General features: G+C 71.1%; 27 protein-coding genes and 1 tRNA gene. 16 read left to right on the top strand and 12 right to left on the bottom strand.

Translation table 11 applies throughout. The features are described from left to right. Positions 1 to 361 precede the first annotated feature (361 nt). Both ACFQUV_RS09900 and ACFQUV_RS09895 read right to left on the bottom strand, forming a co-directional pair. Positions 362 to 1,207, bottom strand: coding sequence for an NAD(P)-dependent oxidoreductase (locus ACFQUV_RS09900; protein WP_129610933.1), 846 nt, complete (start codon positions 1,205 to 1,207; stop codon positions 362 to 364). Then, positions 1,204 to 3,030: a glycosyltransferase family 2 protein gene (locus ACFQUV_RS09895; protein ID WP_165364132.1), complete on the bottom strand. Its 1,827-nt coding sequence runs from the start codon at positions 3,028 to 3,030 to the stop codon at positions 1,204 to 1,206. Before ACFQUV_RS09895 ends, ACFQUV_RS09900 begins: the two co-directional genes overlap by 4 nt. Positions 3,031 to 3,310: 280 nt before the next feature. On the opposite strand from ACFQUV_RS09895, the gene ACFQUV_RS09890 reads away from it, so the two are divergent. Further along, positions 3,311 to 4,162, top strand: coding sequence for a DUF1206 domain-containing protein (locus ACFQUV_RS09890; RefSeq protein ID WP_129610931.1), 852 nt, complete (start codon positions 3,311 to 3,313; stop codon positions 4,160 to 4,162). Between the two features lie 24 nt (positions 4,163 to 4,186). Here the strand turns inward: ACFQUV_RS09890 and ACFQUV_RS09885 are convergent, their stop codons facing one another. Genes ACFQUV_RS09885 through ACFQUV_RS09870 form a run of 4 tightly spaced genes read right to left on the bottom strand, consistent with a single transcriptional unit; the run spans position 4,187 to position 7,434 of the window. Further along, entirely contained in the window at positions 4,187 to 4,798 is a 612-nt protein-coding gene (locus ACFQUV_RS09885) for a pyridoxamine 5'-phosphate oxidase family protein (protein ID WP_129610930.1), read from the bottom strand. Positions 4,799 to 4,823: 25 nt separating this feature from the next. Next, positions 4,824 to 5,558, bottom strand: coding sequence for a DUF1045 domain-containing protein (locus ACFQUV_RS09880; RefSeq protein ID WP_129610929.1), 735 nt, complete (start codon positions 5,556 to 5,558; stop codon positions 4,824 to 4,826). Next, positions 5,555 to 6,772: an alpha-D-ribose 1-methylphosphonate 5-triphosphate diphosphatase gene (locus tag ACFQUV_RS09875; protein WP_129610928.1), complete on the bottom strand. Its 1,218-nt coding sequence runs from the start codon at positions 6,770 to 6,772 to the stop codon at positions 5,555 to 5,557. The genes ACFQUV_RS09880 and ACFQUV_RS09875 overlap by 4 nt, the downstream gene beginning before the upstream one ends. After that, entirely contained in the window at positions 6,769 to 7,434 is a 666-nt protein-coding gene (locus ACFQUV_RS09870) for a chloramphenicol acetyltransferase (RefSeq protein ID WP_244601711.1), read from the bottom strand. Before ACFQUV_RS09870 ends, ACFQUV_RS09875 begins: the two co-directional genes overlap by 4 nt. A 290-nt stretch (positions 7,435 to 7,724) precedes the next feature. Between ACFQUV_RS09870 and phnC the strand changes: the two genes are divergently transcribed. The 4 genes from phnC to phnE (ACFQUV_RS09850) all read left to right on the top strand — a co-directional run bounded on the left by phnC (position 7,725) and on the right by phnE (ACFQUV_RS09850) (position 11,418). Then, entirely contained in the window at positions 7,725 to 8,540 is an 816-nt protein-coding gene (gene phnC / locus ACFQUV_RS09865; RefSeq protein WP_129610926.1) for a phosphonate ABC transporter ATP-binding protein, read from the top strand. Between the two features lie 60 nt (positions 8,541 to 8,600). Next, positions 8,601 to 9,536: a phosphonate ABC transporter substrate-binding protein gene (gene phnD / locus ACFQUV_RS09860; RefSeq protein WP_129610925.1), complete on the top strand. Its 936-nt coding sequence runs from the start codon at positions 8,601 to 8,603 to the stop codon at positions 9,534 to 9,536. Positions 9,537 to 9,604: 68 nt separating this feature from the next. Next, positions 9,605 to 10,489 carry a phosphonate ABC transporter, permease protein PhnE gene (gene phnE / locus ACFQUV_RS09855; RefSeq protein ID WP_129610924.1) on the top strand — a complete coding sequence of 295 codons (885 nt, stop codon included), beginning with the start codon at positions 9,605 to 9,607 and terminating at the stop codon, positions 10,487 to 10,489. Further along, positions 10,486 to 11,418 (top strand): phosphonate ABC transporter, permease protein PhnE, encoded by a 933-nt coding sequence (gene phnE, locus ACFQUV_RS09850; RefSeq protein ID WP_129610923.1) that lies wholly within the window; start codon positions 10,486 to 10,488, stop codon positions 11,416 to 11,418. Before phnE (ACFQUV_RS09855) ends, phnE (ACFQUV_RS09850) begins: the two co-directional genes overlap by 4 nt. Positions 11,419 to 11,575: 157 nt before the next feature. Here phnE (ACFQUV_RS09850) and phnF read toward each other — a convergent pair whose 3' ends face one another. Continuing rightward, positions 11,576 to 12,370 carry a phosphonate metabolism transcriptional regulator PhnF gene (gene phnF, locus ACFQUV_RS09845; RefSeq protein ID WP_129610922.1) on the bottom strand — a complete coding sequence of 265 codons (795 nt, stop codon included), beginning with the start codon at positions 12,368 to 12,370 and terminating at the stop codon, positions 11,576 to 11,578. A gap of 148 nt (positions 12,371 to 12,518) precedes the next feature. Here phnF and phnG point away from each other — a divergent pair, with 148 nt between their 5' ends. The 8 genes from phnG to ACFQUV_RS09805 are packed head-to-tail and all read left to right on the top strand — an operon-like array spanning position 12,519 to position 18,739. Continuing rightward, positions 12,519 to 12,932: a phosphonate C-P lyase system protein PhnG gene (phnG, locus tag ACFQUV_RS09840; RefSeq protein WP_244601710.1), complete on the top strand. Its 414-nt coding sequence runs from the start codon at positions 12,519 to 12,521 to the stop codon at positions 12,930 to 12,932. A 1-nt stretch (position 12,933) separates the two neighbouring features. Continuing rightward, a complete protein-coding gene (gene phnH, locus ACFQUV_RS09835; RefSeq protein ID WP_129610920.1) occupies positions 12,934 to 13,530 on the top strand; it encodes a phosphonate C-P lyase system protein PhnH in 597 nt (198 codons plus the stop codon). Position 13,531: 1 nt separating this feature from the next. Next, positions 13,532 to 14,713 carry a carbon-phosphorus lyase complex subunit PhnI gene (locus tag ACFQUV_RS09830; protein WP_129610919.1) on the top strand — a complete coding sequence of 394 codons (1,182 nt, stop codon included), beginning with the start codon at positions 13,532 to 13,534 and terminating at the stop codon, positions 14,711 to 14,713. Continuing rightward, positions 14,710 to 15,585, top strand: a complete 876-nt coding sequence (locus ACFQUV_RS09825) for an alpha-D-ribose 1-methylphosphonate 5-phosphate C-P-lyase PhnJ (protein WP_111383504.1) — start codon at positions 14,710 to 14,712, stop codon at positions 15,583 to 15,585. The genes ACFQUV_RS09830 and ACFQUV_RS09825 overlap by 4 nt, the downstream gene beginning before the upstream one ends. Continuing rightward, positions 15,578 to 16,102 (top strand): GNAT family N-acetyltransferase, encoded by a 525-nt coding sequence (locus tag ACFQUV_RS09820; RefSeq protein ID WP_244601707.1) that lies wholly within the window; start codon positions 15,578 to 15,580, stop codon positions 16,100 to 16,102. The genes ACFQUV_RS09825 and ACFQUV_RS09820 overlap by 8 nt, the downstream gene beginning before the upstream one ends. Next, a complete protein-coding gene (gene phnK / locus ACFQUV_RS09815; protein WP_129610917.1) occupies positions 16,099 to 16,881 on the top strand; it encodes a phosphonate C-P lyase system protein PhnK in 783 nt (260 codons plus the stop codon). Before ACFQUV_RS09820 ends, phnK begins: the two co-directional genes overlap by 4 nt. Positions 16,882 to 16,892: 11 nt before the next feature. Then, a complete protein-coding gene (gene phnL, locus ACFQUV_RS09810; RefSeq protein ID WP_129610916.1) occupies positions 16,893 to 17,588 on the top strand; it encodes a phosphonate C-P lyase system protein PhnL in 696 nt (231 codons plus the stop codon). Beyond that, positions 17,585 to 18,739, top strand: coding sequence for an alpha-D-ribose 1-methylphosphonate 5-triphosphate diphosphatase (locus tag ACFQUV_RS09805; RefSeq protein WP_129610915.1), 1,155 nt, complete (start codon positions 17,585 to 17,587; stop codon positions 18,737 to 18,739). Before phnL ends, ACFQUV_RS09805 begins: the two co-directional genes overlap by 4 nt. A gap of 44 nt (positions 18,740 to 18,783) precedes the next feature. Here ACFQUV_RS09805 and ACFQUV_RS09800 read toward each other — a convergent pair whose 3' ends face one another. From ACFQUV_RS09800 to cpdR, 4 genes are all read right to left on the bottom strand, one after another. Continuing rightward, on the bottom strand, positions 18,784 to 19,725 hold the full coding sequence (locus ACFQUV_RS09800; RefSeq protein WP_129610914.1) for a hypothetical protein: 942 nt from the start codon (positions 19,723 to 19,725) through the stop codon (positions 18,784 to 18,786). Between the two features lie 154 nt (positions 19,726 to 19,879). Further along, positions 19,880 to 20,713 (bottom strand): DNA damage-inducible protein D, encoded by an 834-nt coding sequence (gene dinD, locus ACFQUV_RS09795; protein WP_378394717.1) that lies wholly within the window; start codon positions 20,711 to 20,713, stop codon positions 19,880 to 19,882. 230 nt (positions 20,714 to 20,943) lie between these two features. Beyond that, positions 20,944 to 21,018 (bottom strand) — tRNA-Val (locus ACFQUV_RS09790). Between the two features lie 145 nt (positions 21,019 to 21,163). Beyond that, positions 21,164 to 21,526: a cell cycle two-component system response regulator CpdR gene (gene cpdR / locus ACFQUV_RS09785; RefSeq protein WP_111383498.1), complete on the bottom strand. Its 363-nt coding sequence runs from the start codon at positions 21,524 to 21,526 to the stop codon at positions 21,164 to 21,166. Positions 21,527 to 22,034: 508 nt separating this feature from the next. Here cpdR and ACFQUV_RS09780 point away from each other — a divergent pair. Then, positions 22,035 to 22,922 (top strand): N-formylglutamate amidohydrolase, encoded by an 888-nt coding sequence (locus ACFQUV_RS09780; protein WP_129610912.1) that lies wholly within the window; start codon positions 22,035 to 22,037, stop codon positions 22,920 to 22,922. A gap of 426 nt (positions 22,923 to 23,348) precedes the next feature. Here ACFQUV_RS09780 and ACFQUV_RS09775 read toward each other — a convergent pair whose 3' ends face one another. Further along, positions 23,349 to 24,596, bottom strand: coding sequence for a nitrate/nitrite transporter (locus ACFQUV_RS09775; RefSeq protein WP_129610911.1), 1,248 nt, complete (start codon positions 24,594 to 24,596; stop codon positions 23,349 to 23,351). A 256-nt stretch (positions 24,597 to 24,852) separates the two neighbouring features. On the opposite strand from ACFQUV_RS09775, the gene hisN reads away from it, so the two are divergent. Together hisN and ACFQUV_RS09765 are read left to right on the top strand one after the other, a co-directional pair. Continuing rightward, entirely contained in the window at positions 24,853 to 25,638 is a 786-nt protein-coding gene (gene hisN, locus ACFQUV_RS09770) for a histidinol-phosphatase (RefSeq protein WP_111383495.1), read from the top strand. A 90-nt stretch (positions 25,639 to 25,728) separates the two neighbouring features. Beyond that, a complete protein-coding gene (locus ACFQUV_RS09765; RefSeq protein WP_129610950.1) occupies positions 25,729 to 26,031 on the top strand; it encodes a recombinase family protein in 303 nt (100 codons plus the stop codon). Positions 26,032 to 26,041 lie beyond the last annotated feature (10 nt).

The following is a 26,041-nucleotide window of genomic DNA, read 5'->3' as shown; positions in this document are numbered from 1 at the left end:
GTTGTTCTCCTGCGGAAGCGAGAGCTCCCAACCTCGTCGCCACATTACGTGGCTTGTGGCGTTGCAAGCAGTTCATTCAGTCCAATCAGAGTTCGACGATCGGGTCGATCAAGCAGTTCGTATTGCCGGTGGCTCGGCGAGGTGGCTTCTGCACGGAGCGGCAATGTAGCACTGGCCCCGTCCGGGGCAAATAGACGTCGTGATCAGATCAGGGATCGCCGAGCGTACCCTCTGTTATCGGTGGTTTGTCCGCTCTCGCATGTCACTTTTGTATCCGGGACCGCTCACAAGGTTCGGTTGGAACGGCCATCCTTGCCAAGTCGCATGTGACCGCATGCCGAGACCGACGGATGCTCACCGCTCAAGCAGGGAGATCCGCCGTCGTCGGCGCGAAGCCGCGCGGCGCGAAGCCGAAGTCGCGGGCGGCGTCCTCATGGTCGAACACTTGATCGCGATTCATGCGGTCCGCCATCCCGGGCGACCAGCCGCGGAAGCGCGGCACCAGCCGGAGAGCCGTCACGCCGGCCCGGATCAGCGGCACCGGCACCGGCACGATGCGGGGCGGCCGGCCGAGCGCCGCGAACACCCGCTCCACCATCGCCCGGCAGGTCGGCGTCTCGCTGCCCGAAACCGTGTAGATGCGGCCCGGCCGCGCCAGCGCGAGGGCCGCCCGGCAGGCGTCGGCGACGTCCTCCACATGCACGGGCTGGCGCCGTCCGCAAGCTGCACCGGCCACCGGAACGACGCCGATCCGGCGGATCAGCCGGGCGATCTCGCCGACATTGCGGTCGCCGCGCCCCCAGATCAGGGTCGGGCGCAGCACCATCCAGGCGATGCCGCGCCGATCGGCCCAGGCCGCCAGGCGCTCCTCCGCCGCGACGAGCCGGGCCGCGACCTCCCGCTCGCCTGCATCGGCCGAGGCGGCGCGGCTCACTGCGCTGGTCGACGACAGCGCCACGATCCGCCGCACCCCGTGGGTCTCCAGGCGGTCGAACCAATTCGGCAGCGTCCAGATCGGCGCGAGGGCGATCCACTCCGGAATCTCTGTCGGCGATCCGGCCGGCGGGTCCGGCCGGCGGCGCGACAGCGCCACCACGGGCCGCGCGGCGGCGAGCCGCGGCAGCAGGGCGTCGGCCACGAAGCTGCCGGCGCCGAGCACGCCGACCGGCGCCGCCGGTCCGTCGGCGGGTTCGATCGCGGGCGTCATCGACGTCCCATCGTCAGCCGGCGCGTCGCCACCGCGGCGAAGCGCAGCCACACCGCGACGGTGACCAGCAGCGTCGTCACGGTCGACTGCTCGTGGCGGAAGAACTTGCGATAGAAGCGCAGCATGCCGCGGTGCTTGTGCCACTCCACCGCGACCGGCCGGCCGCGGCTGCTGACACCCTTCTGGTGCACCACGCGGGCGGTGGGCACGAACAGGATGCGAAAGCCGGCGCGCTGGAAGCGGACGCACCAGTCGAGATCCTCGCAGTGCAGGAAGTAGCCGTCGTCCATCGGGCCGACCGCCGCGATGGCGTCGCGCCGCGTCATCATGCAGGCGCCCGAGATCGCCTCGACGGGCTCGGGCCCGGGCGGCAGCGGCCGATCGTGCAGGCCGAAATCGGGAAACGCCGCGGGAAAGCGGCGGGCGAGCCGCTGGAGCCCGAACGCCTGCACCAGAGTTCGGCGCGGCGTCGGGATGGCACGGCGACCACCGGGCTGCTCGGAGCCGTCGGGATCGAGCAGCAGCGGCCCGCTCATGCCGGCCTCGGGGTGCTGCTCCAGCACGGCGATCAGGCGCGCGACGGCGTCGTCGAGCGGTCTGCCGTCGGGATTGAACAGCAGCACGAACGGCGCGCTCATGCGCGCGAGCCCGATATTGACGGCGGCTGCGAAGCCGAGATTGGCGTCGTTGCGGATCACCATCAGGCGGTCGCCGGCGGCCGCGCGGGGCAAGGTGTCGAGGCTGCCGTCCGACGAGGCGTTGTCGACGACGATCACCCGGGCGACGCCGGCGCTGCCGATCAGCGCGTCGACCGCCTCGGCCAGGAATGGCCCGGCATTGTAGTTGACGACGACGACATCGCAGGCCGACCCCGGCGCCGCGGAGCTGGCGGCCGCAGAGCGGGACGGCAGCGGCGAGTCGAGCGGCGCCGGCGCGCGGTGGTCCGGACCCGGCGGGGCGGCGCCGGCGGGCGTGCTCGCCATCGCGATGCCGTCACGCAGGCCGCGCCAGACGGCCCGCAGCCGCTGCCCGCGCGCCGGTGCGAGCAGGAGATGCGCCATCACCAGGGCGGTGGTGCGGCGCAGGTCGGACAGCGCCAGTGGCCACGGCACGTAAGGACGGCGCCAGAGCGCGAGGCTGTTGCGGACGAGATAGTAGTGCCGCTCCGGTTCGTACAGCGTCAGACCCGGAAGGAGGCGGCCGACCCCGCCGGGGAGCGGCCCGTCACCCAGCCCGTGCTCCAGCCGGGCCGCCGCGACCCCGAGCAGCGCCCAGCCGGCGGCGCGGGCGCGCAGGCACCAGTCGGTGTCGACATGGTCGATGAACAGCGCCTCGTCGAACGGGCCGGTCGCGGCGAGGGCCGCCAGCGTGACCAGTGACCCCGACGACATCAGGAAATCGGTCTCGATCACGGTGCCGGGCGGCGGCCGGTGACGTCGGAGTCGGAACCGGCCGATGCGGACGAAGCGCCCGGCGCGGCCGGTGGCGCGGTCGTGCCAGAGCGCCCCGGCGGCCGCCACCGGCGCCGGCGCGGCCCGCATCGCGTCGGCGAGCGCATCCACCATGTCGGGTGCCGGCACGCTGTCCTGGTCGAGCAGCAGGAGATGCGTCGCGCCGGCCTCGGCGGCCCAGCGAGCGGCGAGATTGTAGGCGGCCGCGAGCCCGAGATTGTACGGCGCCAGCCGCATCTCGACGCCGGGCGGCAGGGGGCCGGGCGGGGCGACCCCGTCGTTGGCGATCAGCAGCACGCGGTCGACCTGTCGGACGAGGGCGGCGAGCATCCGGTCGAGCAGGGCGGCATCCGGACGATAGCAAACTACCACGGCGCAACGCGGCGCCGCCGCCGCTGCCGAGCTTTTGCACTCCGCCCCTGATGGTGCCGCAGTCGTCATGACCCGCAGATCGTCCGCGTCTCCGGCGCGCCTCGTCCGGCCGCTTGCTCGCCCGATGATCCCGACCCTAGAGCATTTCGCGGCGCCACGGGACCCGCCGATGGTCGAGGGCACGGCGGCGGCCGTCCGGGACGGAACGCCGCCGGCGGTCCCACGTTGACCCGGGCCGCGGCCCTGTGCCGCCATCCCGCCGTCTCCGGAGCCTGCCCACATGCAGCACCGCACCACCGAGCGACTGGCGCGCCTGGGCTACGCGGCCCGCGGCGTCGTCTACCTGCTGGTCGGTGGCCTCGCCGTGCTGGCGGCGTTCGGCACCGGCGGCCGCACCACCGGCTCTCAGGGCGCGTTGCAGACGCTGCTCGGCCAGCCGCTCGGCTGGGCCTGGTTGTGGATCGTGGCGCTCGGGCTTTTGTGCTTCGCGGCCTGGCGGGTGCTCCAGGCGGTGTTCGACGCCGACCGCCTCGGCACCGATCGCCGGGCGATGCTGCGCCGCGCCGGCTTCGGCATCAGCGCCGGGGCCAATGCGGTGCTGGCCGGCAGCACCATCGCCTGGGCACTCGGTCTCGCCCGGGCGTCGGGTGACGGCGAGGCGTCGGCCCGTGACTGGACCGCCTATCTGCTCTCGGCCCCGTTCGGGCGCTGGATCGTCGGGGCTCTCGGGGTCGCGGTGGTGGCGGCCGGGGTGGCGTTCGTGGTCAAGGGCCTGCGCAGCCGGGTCGACGCGCACCTCGCCCTCGACCCGACGACGCGCCGCTGGGTGGTGCCGCTCGGCCGTGCCGGCCATGTGGCCCGCGGCGTCGTGTTCGGGCTGATCGGCGTGTTCCTGGTGATGGCGGCCCTGACGGTGGACGCCCGCCAGGCGCACGGCCTCGCCGGGGCGCTGCGCAGCTTGCAGGCGCAGCCCTATGGCTGGGCGTTGCTCGCGCTCACCGCCGCCGGGCTGTTCGCCTTCGGCCTGTTCCAGATGGCGCTCGCCCGGTTCCGCCGCATCGATGCGCCGGCCGGCGCCCGGCTGGGCGAGGCCGTCGCCCGCGGGGCGCGGCGGATGATGCGGGCGAGATGATATGCGCAAGCCGATGCGGCGCCGTCACCACATGGTCTGGCGGGCCCGCTCCGGCCAGGCCCGATCGTAGTCCGCCCCACCCACCCGGCCCTCGCTGAGCGAGGCGAGGATCTGCCCCATGGTGGGCAGCGCCGCGGGATCGACATGCAGGTCCGGATTCCACAGCGCCGCCCGCACCACCGCTCGGGCGCACTGGAAGAACACCGTCTCCACCGTGATCACCACGACGCAGCGAGGCGGCTTGCCGTCGACCGCCAGCGAGGCGAGGAGATCGGCGTCGGTGGTCAGGTGGGCGCGGCCGTTGACCCGGAGCGTGTTGCCGAAGCCCGGGATGAGGAACAGCAGGGCGACGCGCGGGTCCGCCACGATGTTGCGCAGCGAATCGATGCGGTTGTTGCCGCGGCGGTCGGGCAGCAGCAGGGTGCGGTCGTCGGCGATGCGCACCACCGGGCCGCGATCGCCACGCGGCGAGCAGTCGAGCCCGTCGGGGCCGGCGGTGGCGAGCAGCACGAAGGGCGAGTGGGCGATCAGGGCGCGATAGTGCGGGGTGAGCCGATCGACCTCCTTGACGGTCGAGGCCGCCTCCGGCCGTCCGTAGATCGCTTCGAGCTCCTCGACGGTGGTGATCCTGGCCATCGGGTGGTCCTTTCGGCGGCGGTGGTCACGGGGTCGCCGGCTGCGCGGTGGTCGGCATGGTGGCGCGCAACGGTGCCGTCGCGATCACCCGGAAGCGCGCGTCGGGGTGCGCCTGGCGCAGCAGCACGAGGCGGTCGATCGCCAGCGGCCCGTCGCCGTGGTGGCGGGCGACGAGCGCCGCCATTCGGCCCGCGACGGTGGCGCGTCGGTGCTCGTCGGCGATGCGGCCGGTCAGCGTCATGTGGAAGCGGAAGTCGTCGAGTACCCAAGGGTAGCCCCACCGCTCCAGGTTCTCGCGCTGCCGCGCGGTGGCGAGCGCCCCGGCGCGGCGCGCCCGGTCCTCGGCGGAGAGCGGGGCGCGGAAGCCGTCGAGCCTTGTGACGCAATCGGCGGCGAGCCCTGCGAGCGCCGCATCGGGCGCGGCCGGCACCACCGCGACGAAGCCGTCAAGGCTGCGTACCACCGGGCGGATCACCGGCAGCGGCCGCGCCTCTCCGGCCAGCGCCAGGACGGCATCGCGCAGCGCCGTCTCGTCGGACCCGGCGGCGAGCCGAAAGGGAGCCTTGAGGGTGGCGTGGAAGCCGTAGCGGCGCGGCTCGGCCGTCACGGCCGGCCAGTCGTCCGGCACGTCGGCGTCGGCCGGTGGCGCCAGCTCGGCGCCCGTGTAGGCGTCGTAGCCGACGAGAGCGCTGCCGAGGCGATACAGCGTGCTGTCGATCGGCGGCACGAAATAGACGGCGTAACGCGGGGCATCACTCACGACGCGGCTCCCTGGACCGGCACGGCGTGTCGCGCGTCGCGGCGGACGAGGCGCGCCGCGTCGGCGAGATGGACGATGCGGCCACGCACCAGGGTGGCGACCACGCGGGGTCGGTCGATCGCCGCGGCATCGACCAGCACGATGTCGGCGCGCAGGCCGGGCGCGAGCCGGCCGCGATCGGCGAGGCCGACCGCCGCGGCGGCAGCCTCGGAGACCAGCGACCAGGCTCGCGCCAACGGCGCGACGCCGTCGGCGGCGAGGCGGAACGCGGCGACCAGCGGCGCCGGATAGTAATAGTCCGAGGCGAGCACCGAGCACAGCCCACGCGCCACCATGTCGGACGCCTTCGTCCAACCGGTGTGGCTGCCGCCGCGCACCACATTGGGGGCGCCGAACACGATGGCGTCGCCGGCCGCGGCGGCGGCCTCGGCGGTCTCCAGCGTGGTCGGGAACTCGGCGATGCGGCAGCCGAGCGCGCGGTAGTGGGCGCGCTGGGCCGGGCTGGTGTCGTCGTGCGACAGCATCGGCACGCCATGGGCACGGGCGGCGGCGGCGAGCCGCGCCACCGAGGCGGGCACCGCGTCGCGCCGTCGAGCCACGTCGTCGGCGAGCCGGCAGAACGCATCGTGCGAGAGGCCCGACCGCTCGACCATGCGGTCGAGGCTCCTGCGGCGGCCGGCCGCCTCCACCGTCAGGGTCATGTGGTCGTTGAAGGCGAGCACGTCGATGCGTCCCGCCGCCATCCACTCCACCAGGGTCGGCTCGGCGTCGAGATTGAAGATCTCGTGGCGGAGGTGAAGGCGGGTGTCGGCGCAGAGCTGCGGCCGCAGCCGCTCCACCGCCGCGAGCAGCCGGACGGCGTTCTCGGGACCGCGCAGGCCTGGCTCCCACGACCAGGTGATCCCGTGGAACACCGTGGTGATGCCGTTGGCGATCGCCTGGCGATCGCTTTCGGCGAGCGCCAGGTCGATCGGAAAGTCGACGCCGGGCCGCGGCATGAGCTGACGCTCGAAGGCGTCGCCGTGAATGTCGACAATGCCGGGGAGGACCAGGAGGCCGTCGGCATCGAGCACGCAGGGCTCGTCGCCGCGCGCCGGCGCCACCAGGCCGGACGCCGCCGCTGCCACCGGGGCGGCGACGAGAGCGCCGTCGGCGAGGACGCGGCCGCCCTCGATCCGCACGCCGCCGCTGCGCCTGCTGTCGATCCCGCTCATGGCGCGGTCGCCGCGCTCGCCGCGACCGCGCGGGTCGGCGCGGCCGCCGTGGTGTCGGCCTCGTGCTTATCGAGGAACGCCTCGATCGCGAGCGTCTGGAAGTCCGGCAGCGCAGCGCGCAGCCGTGCGGGGCTCCAGTCCCACCAGGCGAGGCGGTGCAGCCGCGCAGCGATCTCCTCGGAGAAGCGCCGGCGGACGATACGGGCCGGATTGCCGGCCACGATGGTGTAGTCGGGCACGTCCTTGGTGACGATCGCGCCGGCCGCCACCACGGCGCCGGTGCCGATGTTTCGCCCCGCCAGCACGATGGCGGCATGGCCGATCCACACGTCGTGCCCGATGGTCACCTGATGCGAGCGCCGCCACGCGAACAGCGCGGCGTCGTCGGTCTCGCCCGGGAAGTAGGCGCTGGCCCGGTAGGTGAAGTGCGACTGGCTGGCGCGGTGCATCGGGTGGTTGCCGGGGTTGATGCGGGTCATCGCCGCGATGGAGCAGAACTTGCCGATGGTCGCATACGCGATGTCGCTGTCGTTCATCACATAGGAGTAATCGTCGAGGCTCGTCTCCAGCAACTTGGTGCGTGCCGCCACCTCGGTGTAGGCGCCGAGGCGCGCGTCGGTCAGCTCGGCGGTGGGATGCACGAGGGGCGTCGTCGAGAGCATCTTCTTGGTGGCGGGCGGCGTGGTCGCAGGCGGCGTGGTAACGGGCGGCGTGGTCGCGAGCGGCTGGGGCATGAGAGATCGAGTCCAGTGAGCGGGACGCCATCGCTGCACACGGTTCGATGACACGACGATGTCGGTTCGATGACAAGGAAGGGACGGCGCGAGGACGCTGCGCGCCGGACAGATCGCCGCACGCGCCACCATTGCGCCGAAGATCGGTCGATCGTCGCGCGGCTGTCACACGACTGTCGAGCAGCGGCGCTAGGCATGGCTCCGAAAGGAACCTGCCCATGCTCCACGTCGAAGGATTGTCGCGTCGTTTCGGAAATCATCGCGCGGTGGCGGATGCCTCGTTCGTGGTGGAGCGCGGCTCGTTCGTCGGCGTGATCGGTCCCTCGGGCGCCGGCAAGTCGACGCTGCTGCGGATGATCAACCGCCTGGTCGACCCCAGCGAGGGCCGCATCCGGTTCGCCGGCGAGGATGTGACGGCGCTGTCGGGCGCCGAGCTGCGCCGCTGGCGGCGCCGCGCCGCCATGATCTTCCAGCAGTTCAACCTCGTCGGTCGGCTCGACGTTCTCACCAATGTGCTGATGGGGCGCGTCGCCACCGTGCCGGCCTGGCGCTCGCTCGCCGGCCTGTGGCCGGAGGACGACAAGGTGATCGCGCTCGCGGCCCTCGAGCAGTTCGACATCGCCGGGCTCGCGGCGCAGCGCGCCGAGCACCTCTCCGGCGGCCAGCAGCAGCGCGTCGCCATCGCGCGCGCGCTGGTGCAGGAGCCCGAGCTGATTCTCGCCGACGAGCCGATCGCCTCGCTCGATCCGCGCAACACTCGCGTCGTCATGGACGCGCTGCTGCGCATCAACAAGCACTACGGCATCACCGTGATGTGCAACCTGCACTCGCTCGACCTCGCCCGCACCTATTGCGACCGGCTGATCGGCATGGCGGCGGGCCGCATCGTGTTCGACGGCGCGCCCGAGCACCTCACCGACGCGATCGCCCGCGACATCTACGGCCTCGATTCCGAGCAGATCGCCGACGGCGTCCATGCGGCGCCGCGTCCGCGGCTGCCCGCGGCGGCGCTCGGCGAAGCCGCCGCCGCCTGACCGCGGCGGCGTCCGCCGCCCATCAAACAGAAAAGACCCGTCTTCAGCAGGAGAGACCCGATGCTCGACCGTCGCACCCTCGTGGCCGGAGCCCTCGCGGCCGGCGCCGTTCTCGCCGGCGCTCTGTCGCTCGCCGGCACCGTGCAGGCGCAGGACTACAAGGCCCGCTATCCGGAGCTGGTGTTCGCCAAGATCCCGGACGAGAACGCCTCCGGCACCACCGACCGCTGGACGCCGTTCGTCAACTACCTGTCGAAGCAGCTCGGCATGAAGGTGACGCTGCGCATCGCCAACGACTACGCCGCCGTGGTCGAGGGCCAGCGCGCCGGCAATATCCACATCGCCATGTACGGCCCGGCGTCCTATGCGCGCGCCTATCTCACCGGCGCCCAGGTCGAGCCCTTCGCCATCGAGGTCAGCGCCGACGGCACCAAGGGCTACTACTCGGTGCTCTACGTGAAGGCCGATGCGCCCTACAAGGCGATCCAGGATCTCAAGGGCAAGAATCTCTGCCTCGTCGATCCCAACTCGACCTCCGGCAACAACGTGCCGCGCTACGCCATGGACAAGATGGGCATCGATCCGGAGGCGTTCTTCGGCAAGATCGTCTATGCGGGCAGCCACGAGAACGCGGTGATCGGCGTGCAGCAGGGCACCTGCGACGCCGCCTTCAACTGGTGGAACGACGAGAAGGAATCGAACCTGCTGCGCATGGCCCGCAAGAACATGGCCAAGGCCGAGGACTTCCGCATCATCTTCAAATCCGACCTGATCGTGAACTCGCCGATGGCCTATCTGACGAGCCTGCCGCCCGACCTGAAGGCGGCGATCCGCACGGCGGTGCTCGATGTCGCCACCAAGGACCCGGCGGCGTTCAACGCCATCTACGACGGCAAGCAGCTGCCCTTCCAGGCTGTCACCCACAAGGAGTACGAGCCGGTCGTCGACCTCATCAAGTTCGTCGACGCGCTGCGCAAGAAGAAGCGCTCGTCCTGACACTCTCGCTTCGGTCTCTGCCCGGGGGTGGCCCGCCGCCCCCGGGCTTTCGTCCATCGGTTTCCGTCATGGTCTCCACCGTGGTTCGCCTGCCGCCCGAACAGGCGGCGCAGCTTCTCGCCCGCTATCGCGAGGCCGTCGCGGCCAAGCGCATGCGGCTCGCACTCGGCGCCGTGCTGCTGGCCGGCGCCGTCGTGCTGGCCGGCATCGGCGGCGAGGTCGATCTCGGCACGCTCGCGGCGAATGCCCACCGGCTGCCCACCTATGTGTGGAACCTGACGCCGCCGCTCGCCCTCGCGACGCTCGGGCGCGATCTCGCCGAATGGTTCTGGAATCTCGACGGCTGGCTGCTGCTGCTCGGCGACACGCTGCTGATCGCCTATCTGGGCACGCTGTTCGGTGCGCTCGGCGCTTTCGTGCTGTGCTTCGCGGCGAGCGCCAACCTGGAGAAGCGCCGGTGGGTGCGGTTCCTGGCGCGGCGCACGCTGGAGTTCTGCCGCACCGTGCCGGAGCTCGTCTTCGCGCTCCTGTTCGTGATGGCGTTCGGCCTCGGCGCATTGCCGGGCGTGCTGGCGCTCGCCATCCACACCATGGGAGCGCTCGGCAAGCTGTTCGCCGAGGTGGTCGAGAACATCGACATGAAGCCGGTGGAGGGGGCGATCGCCACCGGGGCGGGGCGGCTCGACGGCATCCGCTACGCGGTGCTGCCGCAGGTGCTCTCCAACTTCGCGTCCTACGCGCTGCTGCGCTTCGAGATCAATGTGCGGGGCGCCGCCGTGATGGGCTTCGTCGGGGCCGGCGGCATCGGCCAGGACCTGATGGTGGCGATCCGCAAGTTCTACTACACGGACGTCTCCGCCATCCTCGTCATGATCATCGCCACCGTGATGATCATCGATCTCGTCACCGAGCGGTTGCGTCATCACCTGATCGGACTGGAGCAGCGGCCATGAGCGTCCCGCCCGTCGGCGCGCCGGATCACGGCGCACCGTCCGCCCTTCCGCCGCCCGGTCCGGTGGAGCCGCGCAGCAACCTGCGCGACAAGGCCGACCCGGCGGCGATCCGCGCCCGCCATCGCGCCCTGTTCGATGCGCCGCTCGTCCGCCGCCTTCGGCCGGTCGCGATCGTCGCCATCCTGGTCGGCCTCACGGTGCTCGCCGTATGGCGGCTCGACGTGTCGTTCGCGCGCCTCGGCTCCGGCCTGGTGCAGATCGCGACCATCCTGGGCCAGATGTTTCCGCCGACCCCGGGGTCGCATCTCGCCGTGTTCCTGCACGCGCTCGGCGAGACGCTCGCCATCGCGCTGCTCGGCACGCTGGTCGGCGCCGTCATCGCCTTCCCGCTCGGCCTGCTCGCCGCCAAGAACGTCATTCCCAACGTGTTCGCTCACTTCACCGTGCGGCGCGGGCTCGACACCATCCGCGGCGTCGACGTGCTGATCTGGGCGCTGATCTTCATCAACGTGGTGGGGCTCGGGCCGTTCGCCGGCATCCTGGCCATCGCGGCCTCTGACATCGGCTCGTTCGGCAAGCTGTTCTCCGAGGCGATCGAGAATGCCGACCGCAAGCCGGTGGAAGGCGTGCTGTCGACCGGCGGCTCGCAGCTCCATGCGGTCCGCTACGGGCTGGTGCCGCAGGTGATTCCGGTGATTGCCAGCCAGGTGCTGTACTACTTCGAATCCAACACGCGCTCCGCCACCATCATCGGCATCGTCGGCGCCGGCGGCATCGGGCTGCACCTCGCCGAGCAGATCCGCGTGCTCGAATGGGGCAAGGTGGCGTTCCTGGTGCTGATGATCCTGGTCACGGTGGCGATCATCGACTTCGCCTCCGGCAAGCTGCGCTTCGCCATCATCGGGCGGAGCGCCATCGCCGTCGACTGATCCGAGGTCCGGCTGATCGATTCGGTGGTCATTCCGGAAGCCGCGAAGCGGCTGTCCGGAATCCAGCCGAGAGTCCAGAGTTTGCCGCGGGATGACGTGTTCCGCTGGGTTCCGGGTTCGCGGCGCCCGGAGGGCGTGCCGCGCCGGCGGGCTCCCGTCAGCTCTCCAGCACCAGCTCGACGCGCTCGGCCGCGAAGCGCGTCCGGGTGGTGAGCAGCGGGCGCCCGTCGGCATCGACGTCGATGCTGTCGACCACCAGGATCGGGCTGTCGGGCCGCACGTCCAGCCGCGCCGCGTCGCCGAGGTCGACGGTCGTCGCCGTCACCCGCGTGGCACCGCGTCGGTAGTCCGCAATGCCGAACTGGGCGAGGGTGCGCGTCATCGAGCGGCGCGCCGCATAGACGCGGTCGGCGCCGGGAAACCGCGTCGCGCACAGGAACGTGGTGGCGACGCACAGGGGCACGCCGTCGGCCTCTCGCATCAGCTCCAGCCGCACCACCGGGGCGCCGGGCTTCAGGCCGAGCCGCCGCGCCACTTCGATCGATGCCAGCTCCTGGGCGCCGGCGATCAGCCGGCCGCCGGCCTGGCGGCCGCTCGCCCCGACGATCTCGGAGAACCGCGTCCGCGTGCCGATCGGATAGGCGAGCCGCGGCGCCTCCACATAGGTGCCGCTGCCGCGTGCCGGCCGCACCAGGCCGCGCTCGCGCAGCACCGCCAGCGCCCGACGCACGGTGTGACGGTTGACCCCGTAATGCGCCGCCAGCTCGGTCTCGGCCGGTAGCCGCGTGCCCGTCCCATAGGTGCCAACGGCGATCGCCTGGGCGATCTGGTCGGCGACGCGCCGCCATAGGGTCACGCCCGGCAGCGTCGCGCCGGCGGGCGCGGCAGCGTCGCGGTGGCCGGCGGCCGGAGGGCCGGTTCGGGCACGTCGATGATCGGTGGTCGCTGTCATCTTGCGGTCAAGAGTGGACCTTATGAAGTTGTCTAGTATCATAGACAACATGGTCATGCCACAGCAAACCGCCGTTTCCTCTTCCGCCGCCGCCACGGCACCCGCTTCCGCCGCCCTGGCGGGCGACATCGCCATCCGCCGCACCGCCATGGCGGTGCTGGTCGAGGCGCCGACCGACGCGCTCGCCACCCATGTGGCGCGGCTGGCGCCGCCCGATCACACCGTGATTCGCCCGCCCGAGGCCGGTCTCCTGATGGTGCAGGGCCGCATGGGCGGCGATGGCCGCGCCTTCAATGTCGGCGAGGTCGCGGTGACGCGCGCCGCCGTGCGGCTCGCCAGCGGCGAGACCGGCTTCGCCTGCGTGCTCGGCCGCGATGCCGAGAAGGCCAGGCTCGTCGCCTTGTGCGACGCGCTGGTGCAGACCGCCACGCACGGCGATGCCGTCGAGCGCGACGTGGTAGCGCCGCTGCGCGCCGCCCAGGAGGCCGCGCAGCGCCTTGCGGAGGCCCGCACGGCGGCGACGCGGGTCGACTTCTTCACCCTGGTGCGCGGAGAGGATTGAGATGGACACGCTCACCGCCGGCTTCGCCGATCCGGTGCTCGCCGCCCAGGCGACCTTCCGGGCCGTGATGGACGCGACCGCCCGCCCCGGCACCGTGGTGCCGGTGATCGACACCGTAGCGGCACCGCCGCCGCTCGCCGCCGCCACCGCGGCGGTCGCCCTGATGCTCGTCGACGGCGACACCCCGGTGTGGCTCGACCCGCGGCTCGCCGCTGCGCCCGAGGTCGCCGCCTGGCTGCGCTTCCACACCGGCGCGCCGCTCGTCGATCGGCCCGCCGATGCTGCCTTCGCGATCCTGGCCGACCCGGCGGCGGCGCCGCCGTTCGAGGACTTTTCGCTCGGCACCCTCGACGATCCGGACCGCTCCGCCACCCTGATCCTCCAGGTCGAGCGCTTCGACCACGGCGCGCCGCTGGTGCTGTCGGGTCCGGGCATCGCGGACCGAGCGACGCTGCGCGCCGCGCCGCTGCCGCCCGACATGGTGGCGCGCCTCGCCGCCAACCGGGCGTTGTTCCCGCGCGGCGTCGATCTGATTCTCACCGCCGGCCACGCGGTCGCGGCGCTGCCGCGCTCGGTGATGCCGGTGACGGAGCGCTGACATGTATGTGGCCGTGAAGGGTGGCGAGCGCGCCATCGAGAATGCCCATCGGCTGCTGGCGCACGAGCGCCGCGGTGACCGCGCCGTGCCGGAAATCTCGCTCGACCAGATCGAGGGCCAGCTCGGCCTCGCGGTCGACCGGGTGATGACGGAAGGCTCGCTCTACGACCGCGATCTCGCGGCGCTCGCCATCAAGCAGGCGCGTGGCGATCTGATCGAGGCGATCTTCCTGCTGCGCGCCTTCCGGGCGACGCTGCCGCGCTTCGGTGCCACGCTGCCGGTCGACACCGCCGCCATGCGGGTGCGCCGCCGCATCTCGGCGACCTTCAAGGATCTGCCGGGCGGCCAGGTGCTCGGCCCGACCTTCGACTACACGCACCGCCTGCTGGAGATGCCCGCCGCCGATCCGCCGCAGCCCGCCACGGCGGAGAGTATTGTTGCCGAGAGCGCCGGCACACCGATGCCGCGCGTCACCGACCTGCTCGCCGCCGACGACCTGATCGAGCGGTCGCCGGGCGCCGGCGAGATCGACGACGCCGCGCCGCCCGGCGATCTCACCCGCGAGGCGCTGTCGTTCCCGGCGGATCGTGATCTGCGCTTGCAGAATCTGGCGCGCGGCGACGAGGGCTTTCTGCTGGCGCTCGCCTACTCGACCCAGCGTGGCTTCGGCCGCACCCATCCGTTCGCCGGAGAGATCCGGCTCGGCGAGGTGGCGCTGGAGGTGTTCGCCGAGGATGCCGGCTTCGTGCTGCCGGTCGGCCGCATCACCGTCACCGAATGCCAGTCGATCAATCAGTTCCACGGCTCGGCGAGCGAGCCGCCGCGCTTCACCCGCGGCTACGGCCTAGTGTTCGGCCATTGCGAGCGCAAGGCGATGAGCATGGCGCTGGTCGACCGCTCGCTGCGGGCCCGCGAGCTCGACGAGGAGGTGGGGGCGCCGGCGCAGGACGAGGAGTTCGTGCTGTCGCACTCCGACAACGTGCAGGCGACGGGCTTCGTCGAGCACCTCAAGCTGCCGCACTATGTCGACTTCCAGGCCGAGCTGGGGCTGGTGCGCCAGATGCGCCGCGAGCACGCGGCACGGACCGCTGCCGGCGGCGAGAGCCCCGCCGACGCGACGCTGTCCGATGCCACAGTTGCCGACGCGACCGTTGCCGACCACACCCGCGAGGCCGCCGAATGAATGCCCCCGCCTACAACTTCGCCTATCTGGACGAGCAGACCAAGCGGATGATCCGCCGCGCCATCCTGAAGGCGATCGCGATCCCCGGCTATCAGGTGCCGTTCGCCAGCCGCGAGATGCCGATGCCCTACGGCTGGGGCACCGGCGGCGTGCAGGTGACGGCCGCGATCCTCGGCCCCGCCGACGTGCTCAAGGTGATCGACCAGGGCTCCGACGACACCACCAACGCGGTGTCCATCCGAAAATTCTTCGGCCGGACCGCGGGCGTGCGCACCACCACGCACACCACCGAGGCGACGGTGATCCAGACCCGTCACCGCGTGCCGGAGACGCCGCTGAAAGCCGGGCAGATCCTCGTCTATCAGGTGCCGATCCCGGAGCCGTTGCGCTTCCTGGAGCCGCGCGAGACCGAGACGCGCCGCATGCACGCGCTCGAGGAGTACGGCCTCGTTCACGTGAAGCTGTACGAGGACATCGCCCGCCACGGCCATATCGCCACCACCTATGCGTATCCCGTGAAGGTCGCCGGTCGCTACGTGATGGACCCTTCGCCGATCCCCAAGTTCGACAATCCGAAGCTGTCGAACAGCGACGCCCTCCAGCTCTTCGGCGCCGGCCGCGAGAAGCGCATCTATGCCATCCCGCCGCATACCGCGGTGGTGTCGCTCGACTTCGAGGATCATCCGTTCGAGCAGTGGCGGCATCCGGCGTCGTGCGCCTTGTGCGGCGACGATGCGAGCTTCCTCGACGAGGTGATCACCGACGACCGCGGCGGCCGCATGTTCGTCTGCTCCGACACCGACCATTGCGAGAGCCGCCGCGCCGCGCCGGCACAGCCCACCGTCCAAGATGCGGAGGTGGCCCGTGGCTGACCGCTCCGATCTCGTCATCCGGCCGGCGACGATGGCGGATCTTCCCGCCGTGCTGGCACTCTATGCCCAGCCCGACTTCGACGACGGCGACGTGATGACGCCGGCGGAGGCGGTCGGCTTTCTCGATCGCTTTGCCGCCTATCCGGACTACACGCTGTTCGTCGCCGAGGCCGGCGGCGCGATCGTCGGCAGCTTCGCGCTGCTGGTCATGGACAATATCGGCCATCGCGGCGCGCCCTCGGCGATCGTTGAGGATGTCGTCGTGGCCCCGGACGCGCAAGGGCGCGGCGTCGGCGCCGCTATGATGCGCTTCGCGCTGGGCGCCAGCCGACACAAGGGTTGCTACAAGATGATGCTGTCCTCCAACGCCCGGCGCGAGCGCGCCCACGCCTTCTATGAAGGGCTCGGCTTTGAGCGCCACGGCTACAGCTTCCGGGTCGATCTCGGCAACGACGACGCCGTGAGCTACGTCGCCGCGAGCAAGGCCGCAGCCGTCGGTGAGGAGCGCGTGCGATGACACCCGTCGACACGCCCCTCCTGATCGCCGAGGGCCTGAGCAAGTGGTATGGCCGGCAGCTCGGCTGCCGCGACGTCTCCTTCGAACTGTACGAGGGCGAGGTGCTGGCCATCGTGGGTGAGTCCGGCTCCGGCAAGTCGACGCTGCTGCGCATTCTCGCCGGCCTGATGGAGGCGGATGCGGGCTGCGTGCGCTACCGCATGCGCGACGGCGTCACCCGCGACGTCGCCGCGCTCTCCGAGGCGGAGCGCCGTTTCCTGTTCCGCACCGACTGGGGTTACGTGCATCAGGACCCCGCCGCCGGCCTGCGCATGGCTGTGTCGGCCGGCGCCAATGTGGGCGAGCGGCTGATGGCGATCGGCGAGCGCCACTACGGCCGCATCCGCGGCACCGCGCTCGACTGGCTGACGCGGGTCGAGATCGACACCGGCCGTATCGACGAGCCGCCGACCCGCTACTCGGGCGGCATGCGCCAGCGCCTCCAGATCGCCCGCAATCTCGTCACCGGCCCGCGCCTCGTGTTCATGGACGAGCCGACCGGCGGGCTCGACGTGTCGGTGCAGGCGCGCCTGCTCGATCTCCTGCGCGGGCTGGTCGCCGAGCTGGGGCTCGCCGCCGTGGTGGTGACCCACGATCTCGCCGTCGCCCGCCTGCTGTCGCAACGCATCCTGGTGATGAAGGGTGGCGCCGTCATCGAGAGCGGCCTTACCGACCAGGTGCTCGACGATCCGCGCGAGCCCTACACCCAGCTTCTCGTCTCCTCGATCCTGCCGCCGTGAGAGAACCGCCGATGACTGCGCTCGCGCTCTGCGGAGCCGAAAAGACCTTCACGATGCATCTGCGTGGCGGGCTCCGCCTGCCGGTGGTGGCTGACGTGTCGTTCACCGTCGAGCCCGGTGAATGCATCGTCCTGGCCGGTCCCTCGGGGGCCGGCAAGTCGTCGATCCTCAAGATGATCTACGGCACCTATCGGTGCGACCGCGGCGCCATCCTGGTGCGCGACGGTGACGACACGGTCGACGTCGCCACGGCGCCGCCGCGTCGCATGCTGAGCCTGCGCCGCCGGGTGATCGCCAACGTCACCCAGTTCCTGCGGGTGGTGCCGCGCGTCGCCGCGCTCGATGTGGTGGCGGAGCCGGTGGGTGCTTCCGCCGACCCCGCCGTGCGGCGCGCCGCCGAGACCATGCTGCGCCGGCTCGACGTGCCGGAACGGCTGTGGGGCCTGCCCCCCGCCACCTTTTCGGGCGGCGAGCAGCAGCGCGTCAACATCGCCCGCGGCTTCCTGCCCGCGCGGCCGATCCTGCTGCTCGACGAGCCCACCGCCTCGCTCGACGCCAAGAACCGCGCCCGCGTGGTCGAGCTGATCGGCGAGAAGAAGCGCCAGGGCACCGCGGTCGTCGCGGTGGTCCACGACGACGACGTCCGCGAGCGGATCGCCGACCGCGTCGTCGACGTCACCGCCTTCATCCCGAAGAGTGCAGCATGAGCGACCCGACCGATTTTCTTCTCACCAATGCGCGCGTGGTGCTCGCCGATCGGGTGATCGAGCGCGGCTATATCGCGGTCGCCGACGGCCGCATCGCCGAGGTCGGCGAGGGCGCGGCGCCCGAGCGGGGCGAGGACTGCGCCGGCGAGCTTCTGATGCCCGGCCTCGTCGAGCTGCACACCGATCACATCGAGGCGCACTACATGCCGCGCCCGGCCGTCACCTGGCCGGCCGCCGCCGCGGTGGTCGCCTATGACGGGCAGATCGCGGTGAGCGGCATCACCACAGTGCTCGATTCGCTGCGGGTGTGGCGCGAGGAGGGCGCCGACGAGGTGAGCGGCGAGGCGGCGACGCTGGCGGCCGCCATCGACACGGCGCGCGATGCCGGGCTCCTGCGGGTCGATCACTTCCTGCATCTGCGCTGCGAGGTGCCGATGCCCTATGCGGTGGCCCAGACCGAGGAGCTGATCCACCGCCCCGACGTGCGCCTCCTGTCGCTGATGGACCACACGCCCGGGCAGCGCCAGTTCCGCGACGAGACGAAGCTGCGCACCTACTATCGCGGCAAGAAGGCGGGGCTCTCCGACGCCGAGCTCGACGCGCTGTTCGCCCAGCGGATCGCCTTCCAGGCCGCCCACGCGGACGAGAACTACCGGGCCCTCGTCGGACTCGCGCGCGCCCGCGGGGTGCCGCTGGCGAGCCATGACGACACCACGCTCGACCATGTGGCCGACGCGGTGCGCGACGGCATCGCCATCGCCGAGTTCCCCACCACGCCGGAGGCCGCCGCCGGCCTGCACGCCGCCGGCGTGCGGGTGATGATGGGGGCGCCCAACCTGGTGCGCGGCGGCTCGCATTCCGGCAATGTCGCCACCGTCGACCTGGCGCACACGGGCGTGCTCGACATCCTGTCGTCCGACTATGTGCCGGCGAGCCTGCTGGCGGCGGTGCTGCGGTTGCCCGAGGTGGCGCCGGAGATCGACCTGGCCGCGGCGGTGCGCACCGCGAGCAAGACGCCGGCCGAGGCGGTGGGCCTGACCGACCGCGGCGAGATCGCGCCCGGCAAGCGGGCTGACCTGATCCGGGTGCGCGATGTCGACGGCGTCGCGGCGGTGCGCCGGGTGTGGTGCGCGGGCCGGCGGGTCGCCTGAGCGGCCGTCCTCTGGCCGGTCGCACGGCGGGTCAGCCGCCCGCGTCAGCGAACGTCGACGCCGACCGACGGCTTCGGATGGGCGAGCGCCACCATGACGAGGCCGGCGCCGGCCGCCAGCGCGTCGGCCAGCAGGCCGGCGAGCCGCAGCCCGATGGTCGCCGCGGCCGCAGCGTCGAGGCCGGTGGTGGGCGCGAGCAGCGCGGTCAGCACCACGTCGCGCACGCCGAGACCCGCCGGTGTGCCCGGCATCACCAGGCCGGCCAGCCAGGCCGCCGCCACCATGGTGGACATCGCCAGGAGATCCTGCGGGGCCGCAGGCGCCACCAGGGCGGTCAGCCCCTGGAGGGCGGCGCCGGTCAGCACCAGCATGGCGGCATAGTGGCCGACCGCCACCAGCATGCGGACGACGGCGCGGCGCGACGCGAACAGGCGGGCGACGACGGAGCGTTGCAGCACCACCATCACCAGCAGGGCGGCGCCGGCGAGCCCGGTGGTCAGCAGCGCGAACTCGGAGGCGACCCGCAGGCCGAGGCTCCAGTCGATCCGCCCGGCGGCGGCCGCGACGGCGACCAGCAGGCCGACCGCGGTGAGCAGGCACAGCGCCTCGGCCATGGCGGCGGTGGCGGATTCGCCGCGCGTCACCCCGAACGGGGCGAGGGCGGCGTGGCGGGCGGCGTAGTGGGCCCCGGCGACCGGGCGGTAGCGGTCGAGCTGGGTCAGCAGGAAGATGCCGAACAGGCAGCTCCGCCGCATGGTCGGCCGCACGGTGAGGCGCAGCAGCACCACGAAGGCGCCGCCGGCCAGCACCGCGGCAACCGCGAGGAGCGCGGTCGCCTCGGCGAGCTCGGCCAGCGCGGTGCCGGGCGTCGCGGCGAGCGCCGGCGGCAGGCCGCCCCGCAGGGCGAGCCACAGCACGCCCAGCAGGGCGGCGGCGCCGAGGAGCAGGCCGAGACGGTCGAGCAGGCGATGATGCAGGTCGGTCATGGTCGGGCCCGGGCGGCATCCGCGCCGCCCCGGCTCGATCCTATGTCACCGGGCCGCCTCGCCCACAAGCGTCCGGCACAGGCCACGGGTTTTCCCGCATGGGGGCGGGTATGTGGTGCCGCCATCGATGCGGGGCCCCCGATGATTCGTGCGTTCAATCCTCGTCGAGCCGATCCGGCTTACCGATAGCCTTCCGCTGATCCGACGCGACGCGCCGCTCGACCTTCTTGATGTCCTCGTCCGGCGGCAGCGATTCTGGCCGGATGCCGCGATCGAGCAGCGTGCTGCGGACGGCTCGGTTGTTGGTAACGTGCTCCGCCGAGATGGCTGTTTCGGTCTTCATGGCGTGAGCGCGGGCGTTGAAGATGGTGATCTCGGTCGCGAAGTCCTTCGCCTTCAAGATGATCGTCGGGGCGAAGTCGGCGAGCGGGCGACTGTCTGGGACCTTCCACTGAGCCTTCATGGCCTGGGTCGATCGGCCGAACAGTGCATGGTCGCCCTTGCTTCGGATGAGCGCAAAGTCCTGGTTCCCGCCTGTCTGCTCGTAGATCAGGCTGGAGAGGTCTTTTTCTGTTGCCGTGAGCTTCCGCCGCGCGTGGAGCCGCTCGACCTCCAGCATTCTTTGCTGGATCAGCTCGGCGCGTCGCGTCTGAATGGCGAAGTAGCTTTGGGCAAAGGCGATTTCCGGCTTCGAAGGGTCGCCGTTCTGGGCGACCAAGTAGCAGGCGAACCGGGTCAGCAGGACATCGTCGATCTCGCGGCGGCTGCCGGAACCGAGTTCGACCATTTTGGTGACGTCAACAAAATGGTGGGCAACTGTATGCCCAGCAACTTCGCAGCCCGTCTTTGCCTTCGACAAGACATTCTGAAAGTTACGCCACTCGGCATATCCAAGAAGATGTTGGATATCGCGAGCCAGCCAATATTCGACGCCTGCTTCAGTCTGTTGGGCATGTCCTTCGAATGCGTCCGTGAGCTGGGCGATCATTTCGTACTTCATCTCGGCCCCAAGATGATCAAGGCATAGGAAGAGCCATCAAGCCGATGCAAAAGGACAGTATTGAAGTCTGGTGCGAGCGCGTCAACGACAGGTTGTCGTGCCGGGCACGATCGCTGTCACGGCGATGCCATGCGCATGGTTCCCCTTTGACGGGCCGGACGTTCGCCAAATGGGTCGGCGGCTGGCAAGAATCGTAAGATGACGGGACTGGACCGGGATGGTGGGCGCGACAGGGATCGAACCTGTGACCCCTACCATGTCAAGGTAGTGCTCTTCCGCTGAGCTACGCGCCCGTGTCGGTCCGGATCGGAGGGGCCTTCGCGAGGTCCCGGGCCGCCGGTCGACGGTGACGGTTCCTATATCGGCTCGTTTCGGCCGGGGCAAGGGTGTGGTGTGAGGAGCCGGCCCGGCGCCATGGCGATGTCGTGCGCCGCGGCCTCAGGCCGCGGGCAGCATCTTCTGCACCTCGGTGACCAGCTCGCGCAGATGGAACGGCTTGGACAGCACCTTGGCGTGCTTGGGGGCGGCCGAATCGGGGTTGAGGGCGACCGCCGCAAAGCCGGTGATGAACATGATCTTGATGTCGGGGTCGAGCTCGGAGGCGCGCCGCGCCAGCTCGATGCCGTCCATCTCGGGCATCACGATGTCGGTGAGCAGGAGCTGAAACGGCTCCTCGCGCAGCCGGTGGTAGGCCGAGAGGCCGTTGTCGTACGAGGTCACCTCGTAGCCGGCATTCTGGAGCGCCTTCACCAGAAAGCGCCGCATGTCGTTGTCGTCCTCGGCCAGCAGAATTCTAGACATGCCCCGCACCCGGTCGTGGTTTCCGCACGCCCGGCGCTGTGGCGCGGTCGTGCCCCGGTCCCTTGTTCAGGATTCCATAAGCGCGAGTCCTGGTAAACACGAGGTGAAGCCGTCGACGATCTTGGCAGCGACTGTCACATCATGGACAATGAGCGCCTGCCGAAGGCGCCGCCCGCCGTCGGCACGCCGACCGGGCTTCTGCGGAGGTCCTGTCGACCGAACTCCGGGCCGCCGGGTCGGTTTCGGCAGAGGAGGCCGGTCCGGGCTCACAGGGGGCCCATAGGGGCGCTCGCGCCAGCAGGGCGGCGGGCCCGGCGCGATCGCTCGGCCCTCCACCCGGGGCGCTCGCCGCCGGGTGCCCGCGCCCGGAGCCGTGCCGAATGCTGCCCGGCCGCGCCATCCCGTCGGTGCGTCCACCTGTGATGCCGTGTCCGTCTTCGAAGTCGCGTCCGCCCTCGATGCCGCATCCGCCCCGCCGACCGTCGCCCCCCGATCCCGCCGGAGCCGCATGACCGATCCGCACGACGAGCTCGACCCCCCCTTCGACGTGCTGGAGCCGGCGCACTGGCGCGGACCGTTGGTGTTCAACTCCCCGCACAGCGGCTTCATCTATCCGCGCCGCTTCCTGGAGACGACCCGGCTCGACCTGCCGACCCTGCGGCGCTCCGAGGACACCTTCGTGGATGAGCTGTTCGCCGGCGTGGTGGCGCGCGGCTTCCCGCTGATGCGGGCCTTCTTCCCGCGCTGCTACGTCGATGTGAACCGCGAGCCCTACGAGCTCGATCCGCGGATGTTCATCGGCCGGCTGCCGTCCTATGCCAACACCCGCTCGATGCGGGTCGCCGGCGGGCTCGGCACCGTGGCCCGGGTGGTCGGCGACGCCCAGGAGATCTATGGCGGCCGCATCCCGGTCGACGACGCCCTCGATCGCATCGAGACGCTGTACAAGCCGTACCACCGGGCCTTGCGTCGCCTGCTCATCCGCACCCATCGCGATTTCGGCGTGGCGGTGCTGGTCGACTGCCACTCGATGCCCTCGAATGCCGGTCCCCGCGACGAGCGCCCCCGCGCCGACGTCATCCTGGGCGATCGCTACGGCACGAGCTGCGCCCCGGTCGTCACCGACACGCTGGAGGTGGCGCTGCGCGGCCTCGGCTATGCGGTCGGCCGCAACAAGCCCTATGCGGGCGGCTTCATCACCGAGCATTACGGCCATCCCGCCACCGGGCTTCACACCGTGCAGTTCGAGATCAACCGCGCCCTCTACATGGACGAGCGCCGCCAGCTTCGCGGTCCGGGCTTCGGGGCGGTGGTGGCCGATCTCGCCGTGGTGGTCGAGCGGCTGGCGGCGATCCCGGTCGAGTCGCTCAAGCCATGGCGCGCCGCCGCCGAGTGAGGTGCCGGATGGCGCGGCGCGGCGTCCGTCTGCCGGCCGGCGCGACGGCATTCCGTCCAGCCCTCTCGGTCCCGCACGCCGTCGCGCTCATAACCGGGGACGACGCGCCCATAGATTCTTGTCGGGGCCACTGGCCCTGGGGCTGATCCGCCATAACCGGCCCGTCTGTATTCCAGCGTCCAGCTATGGTTGATAAAGATCTAGCGGCCACCTGCCCAAGTGTAGCCACAAAAAAAGAGGCCGCCAGCGTGTGCCAGCGGCCCAAGTCTAGGGAGGAAACGCCCAAGGAGGGCGGCGGTAACACGAGTCATCGCGCTACCGCACCGCCGAAATATGTCATCGCGGCGCACAAAATGCAAGACGCCGGGGTCATGGCTGATCAGCTTGCCGAGGGTTTCTCTACAACCGTTGCTTCGTTGCATTAGACTATCGTAGGGGCTCGCGGACTGCACGATAAACCAGCAGTCCGGCCAGACAGAACACGAATTGTGCAAGAAATACCGTTTGGTAGGCGGCCAGCGGATAGGTGCCCCCGACCGAATCGAAGCGATCGATCAGAATTCCCCCCATGAGCTGCGACAGAAAGCCGCCCCCCATGGTGCCCATGTTCATCAAGGTCATGCCGCGCCCGATCAGATGCGGGGGGAACAAGGCCCGTCCATGGGCGATGACGGCCGGCAGAAAAGCCGAGCAGAATCCGAAGGCGCCGAGCCAGGCCCACAGTCCCCACGCCGGCAGGGCGCCGAGCACGCCGAGGATGAGCAGCAGCGCCGCCGTGCTGCCCGCCCCCGCCAGGGTGGCGGCCCGGTAGCCGCCGAACACCCGGTCGGCGGCCCCCCAGGCGATCATGCCGATCGCTTGGGTCAGGGCCGGGATGAACAGCAGCGTGCCCCGCTCGGTCAGGTCGTAGCCGTACACATGGGTCAGGTAGGGGCCGCCCCACAGGCCGACGATCATCACGTAGCCGCCATAGGCGGTGAGATGCATCACGAACAGGCGCGGAATGTCGGGTTGGCGCCACACCGCGGCGACACCGCGCAGGCCCTCCGCCACCGTCTCGTGGCGGGCCTCGGGTGGCGCCGGCGGCTCGCGCAGCAGCAGCGCGATGAGCACGCCGATCACCGCCATGGCCAGCGCGATGGCCACGAAGGCGGCGCGCCAGCCGACCAGGGCGGTGGCGACGGCGAGCGGTGCGGTGGCGAGCAGCGAGCCGAGGGTGCCGACCCCGAGCTGGAGCCCGGCGAGCGCCGCGAACCGCTCCGGCGCCACCGTGCGGGCGTAATAGGTGAGCGGCCCCATCAGGAAGCACGAGGTGCCGAGCCCCATGAGGGCGCGGGCCGCCAGCATCTCGGCGGCGTCGGTGGCGACCGCGAATTGCAGCGTGCTGCCGACCACCAGGACCGCGCAGGCCAGCATGCAGCGCTTCGGCCCGAAGCGATCGATCACCACGCCGAGCGGAATCTGCACGGCCAGGAAGACGAAGAAGAACAGGCTGGAGATCAAGGCCAGGTCGCGCGCCGTGAGGCCGATCTCGGTCGTCAGGGTGGGGGCCAGCACGCCGATGCTGTTACGGAGGAACTGGCTGACCACGTAGCTGGCGCCGAGGGTGGCGACGAGGCCGACGGCGACGGTCGTCCGCCCGTCGACGGACGGGCGGGAGGTGGTCTCGGTCATGGTGCATTCCGCGGGTGGCCGGCCGATCCGGCCCGGCCTGTCGTCGCACGCGGTCGCGGGCCGAGGCAAGCCGGGCGGTGGGCCGGCGGACGTGGCGGCACGCGACCCTCGCGGCACGCGACGAACGGGCGGGTTGCTCGCCGCCGCGGCGTCTTATACGGCATCGGGGTGAGGTCGCGGAGTGCGCCGGGGCAGGACCTCGGCGGGACGCCGCGAACGGGGCCGGACGGCCCGGCGGGGCGGGGGACCACCAATCATGACGGCCATCGAGTTTTCGGCGTTCATCGACCGTCTGGCGACGGCCTCGGGAGAGGCGATCCTGCCGTTCTTCCGCACCGCCCTGACAGTCGACGACAAGAGCGCGGGCGGCATCTTCGATCCGGTGACGGCGGCCGACCGGGCCGGCGAGCTCGCCATGCGGGCGCTCATCCGCGACACCTTTCCGAGCCACGGGGTGGTCGGCGAGGAGTTCGGCGCCGACAAGCCGGACGCCGAATACGTCTGGGTGCTCGACCCGATCGACGGCACCAAGTCGTTCATCGCCGGCATGCCGGCCTGGGGCACGCTGATCGCGCTGACCCGCCACGGGCACCCGGTGTTCGGCATGATGCACCAGCCGTTCTTCGCCGAGCGGTTCAGCGGCGACGGCAAGACGGCTCGCTATCGCGGGCCGCGCAGCGAGCGGACTCTCATGGTGCGCCCCTGCGAGAGCCTCGATCGCGCCGTGCTGTTCACCACCAGCCCGCGGCTGATGAACCAGGCCGATCGCGCCGTCTATGCGCGGATCGAGGAGAAGGTGCGGCTGTCGCGCTACGGCGGTGACTGCTACGCCTATTGCATGCTGGCGGCCGGCCACATCGATCTCGTCATCGAGACCGAGCTGAAGCCGCACGATGTCGCCGCCCTGATCCCGATCATCACCGGGGCCGGCGGCATCGTCACCACCTGGGAGGGCGAGGCGCCCGAGCAGGGCGGCCGCCTGGTGGCGGCCGGCGACCGCCGCGTCCACGCCGCCGCCCTGGAGATGCTGAAGGCGGGGTGAGGGCGAATACGGGCCTCGGGGTGTTTTTCAGCGTATAGTTCTTGTGCAAACGCCCCGGAGGGAGCCCCGGTGACCGCTGAGGCCCCTAAGATGCCCCTCGTTGGGTACGTGCGGGTGAGCACCGCTCAGCAGGGACGCTCCGGTCTGGGGATCGAGGCTCAGCGGGGGGCCATGGAGCGCTTCGCCGAGGCCGAGGGCTTCGAACTCGTCCGTGTGTTCGTGGAGGTGGAGACCGGGAAGGGCTCCGACAGCGCGTGGAGGGCAGTGGCACGCAATGACTGTGCGCAATGTGCTCGCCAGAAGGTAGCGGCTCGGATAAATGGGCACGCTTGCAGAGGAAGTCGGGGACCAATAACGCGGAGGGCCGCGTGTTCGCACGGATCGCGTTCCTAAATGCATAGGG

It is taken from the genome of Rhodoplanes sp. P11 (assembly GCF_964266735.1).
GTDB classification, from domain to species: Bacteria; Pseudomonadota; Alphaproteobacteria; order Rhizobiales; family Xanthobacteraceae; genus Rhodoplanes; species Rhodoplanes serenus.
Note: the sequence above shows the minus strand (reverse complement) of the source record. Positions and strands in the feature narration are given on the sequence as shown.

What these genes read in the sequence shown, in the direction of transcription:
- phnK (WP_129610917.1), top strand. Translation starts at nt 16,099, where the DNA reads ATGACACCCGTCGACACGCCCCTCCTGATCGCCGAGGGCCTGAGCAAG.
- phnE (WP_129610923.1), top strand. Translation starts at nt 10,486, where the DNA reads ATGAGCGTCCCGCCCGTCGGCGCGCCGGATCACGGCGCACCGTCCGCC.
- ACFQUV_RS09875 (WP_129610928.1), bottom strand. Translation starts at nt 6,772, where the DNA reads ATGAGCGGGATCGACAGCAGGCGCAGCGGCGGCGTGCGGATCGAGGGC.
- ACFQUV_RS09775 (WP_129610911.1), bottom strand. Translation starts at nt 24,596, where the DNA reads ATGACCGAGACCACCTCCCGCCCGTCCGTCGACGGGCGGACGACCGTC.
- phnL (WP_129610916.1), top strand. Translation starts at nt 16,893, where the DNA reads ATGACTGCGCTCGCGCTCTGCGGAGCCGAAAAGACCTTCACGATGCAT.
- phnC (WP_129610926.1), top strand. Translation starts at nt 7,725, where the DNA reads ATGCTCCACGTCGAAGGATTGTCGCGTCGTTTCGGAAATCATCGCGCG.
- ACFQUV_RS09830 (WP_129610919.1), top strand. Translation starts at nt 13,532, where the DNA reads ATGTATGTGGCCGTGAAGGGTGGCGAGCGCGCCATCGAGAATGCCCAT.
- phnE (WP_129610924.1), top strand. Translation starts at nt 9,605, where the DNA reads ATGGTCTCCACCGTGGTTCGCCTGCCGCCCGAACAGGCGGCGCAGCTT.
- phnF (WP_129610922.1), bottom strand. Translation starts at nt 12,370, where the DNA reads ATGACAGCGACCACCGATCATCGACGTGCCCGAACCGGCCCTCCGGCC.
- ACFQUV_RS09800 (WP_129610914.1), bottom strand. Translation starts at nt 19,725, where the DNA reads ATGACCGACCTGCATCATCGCCTGCTCGACCGTCTCGGCCTGCTCCTC.
- ACFQUV_RS09870 (WP_244601711.1), bottom strand. Translation starts at nt 7,434, where the DNA reads ATGCTCTCGACGACGCCCCTCGTGCATCCCACCGCCGAGCTGACCGAC.
- hisN (WP_111383495.1), top strand. Translation starts at nt 24,853, where the DNA reads ATGACGGCCATCGAGTTTTCGGCGTTCATCGACCGTCTGGCGACGGCC.
- ACFQUV_RS09885 (WP_129610930.1), bottom strand. Translation starts at nt 4,798, where the DNA reads ATGGCCAGGATCACCACCGTCGAGGAGCTCGAAGCGATCTACGGACGG.
- phnD (WP_129610925.1), top strand. Translation starts at nt 8,601, where the DNA reads ATGCTCGACCGTCGCACCCTCGTGGCCGGAGCCCTCGCGGCCGGCGCC.
- phnH (WP_129610920.1), top strand. Translation starts at nt 12,934, where the DNA reads ATGGACACGCTCACCGCCGGCTTCGCCGATCCGGTGCTCGCCGCCCAG.
- cpdR (WP_111383498.1), bottom strand. Translation starts at nt 21,526, where the DNA reads ATGTCTAGAATTCTGCTGGCCGAGGACGACAACGACATGCGGCGCTTT.
- ACFQUV_RS09805 (WP_129610915.1), top strand. Translation starts at nt 17,585, where the DNA reads ATGAGCGACCCGACCGATTTTCTTCTCACCAATGCGCGCGTGGTGCTC.
- dinD (WP_378394717.1), bottom strand. Translation starts at nt 20,713, where the DNA reads ATGATCGCCCAGCTCACGGACGCATTCGAAGGACATGCCCAACAGACT.
- ACFQUV_RS09780 (WP_129610912.1), top strand. Translation starts at nt 22,035, where the DNA reads ATGACCGATCCGCACGACGAGCTCGACCCCCCCTTCGACGTGCTGGAG.
- phnG (WP_244601710.1), top strand. Translation starts at nt 12,519, where the DNA reads ATGGCGGTGCTGGTCGAGGCGCCGACCGACGCGCTCGCCACCCATGTG.
- ACFQUV_RS09765 (WP_129610950.1), top strand. Translation starts at nt 25,729, where the DNA reads ATGCCCCTCGTTGGGTACGTGCGGGTGAGCACCGCTCAGCAGGGACGC.
- ACFQUV_RS09890 (WP_129610931.1), top strand. Translation starts at nt 3,311, where the DNA reads ATGCAGCACCGCACCACCGAGCGACTGGCGCGCCTGGGCTACGCGGCC.
- ACFQUV_RS09900 (WP_129610933.1), bottom strand. Translation starts at nt 1,207, where the DNA reads ATGACGCCCGCGATCGAACCCGCCGACGGACCGGCGGCGCCGGTCGGC.
- ACFQUV_RS09825 (WP_111383504.1), top strand. Translation starts at nt 14,710, where the DNA reads ATGAATGCCCCCGCCTACAACTTCGCCTATCTGGACGAGCAGACCAAG.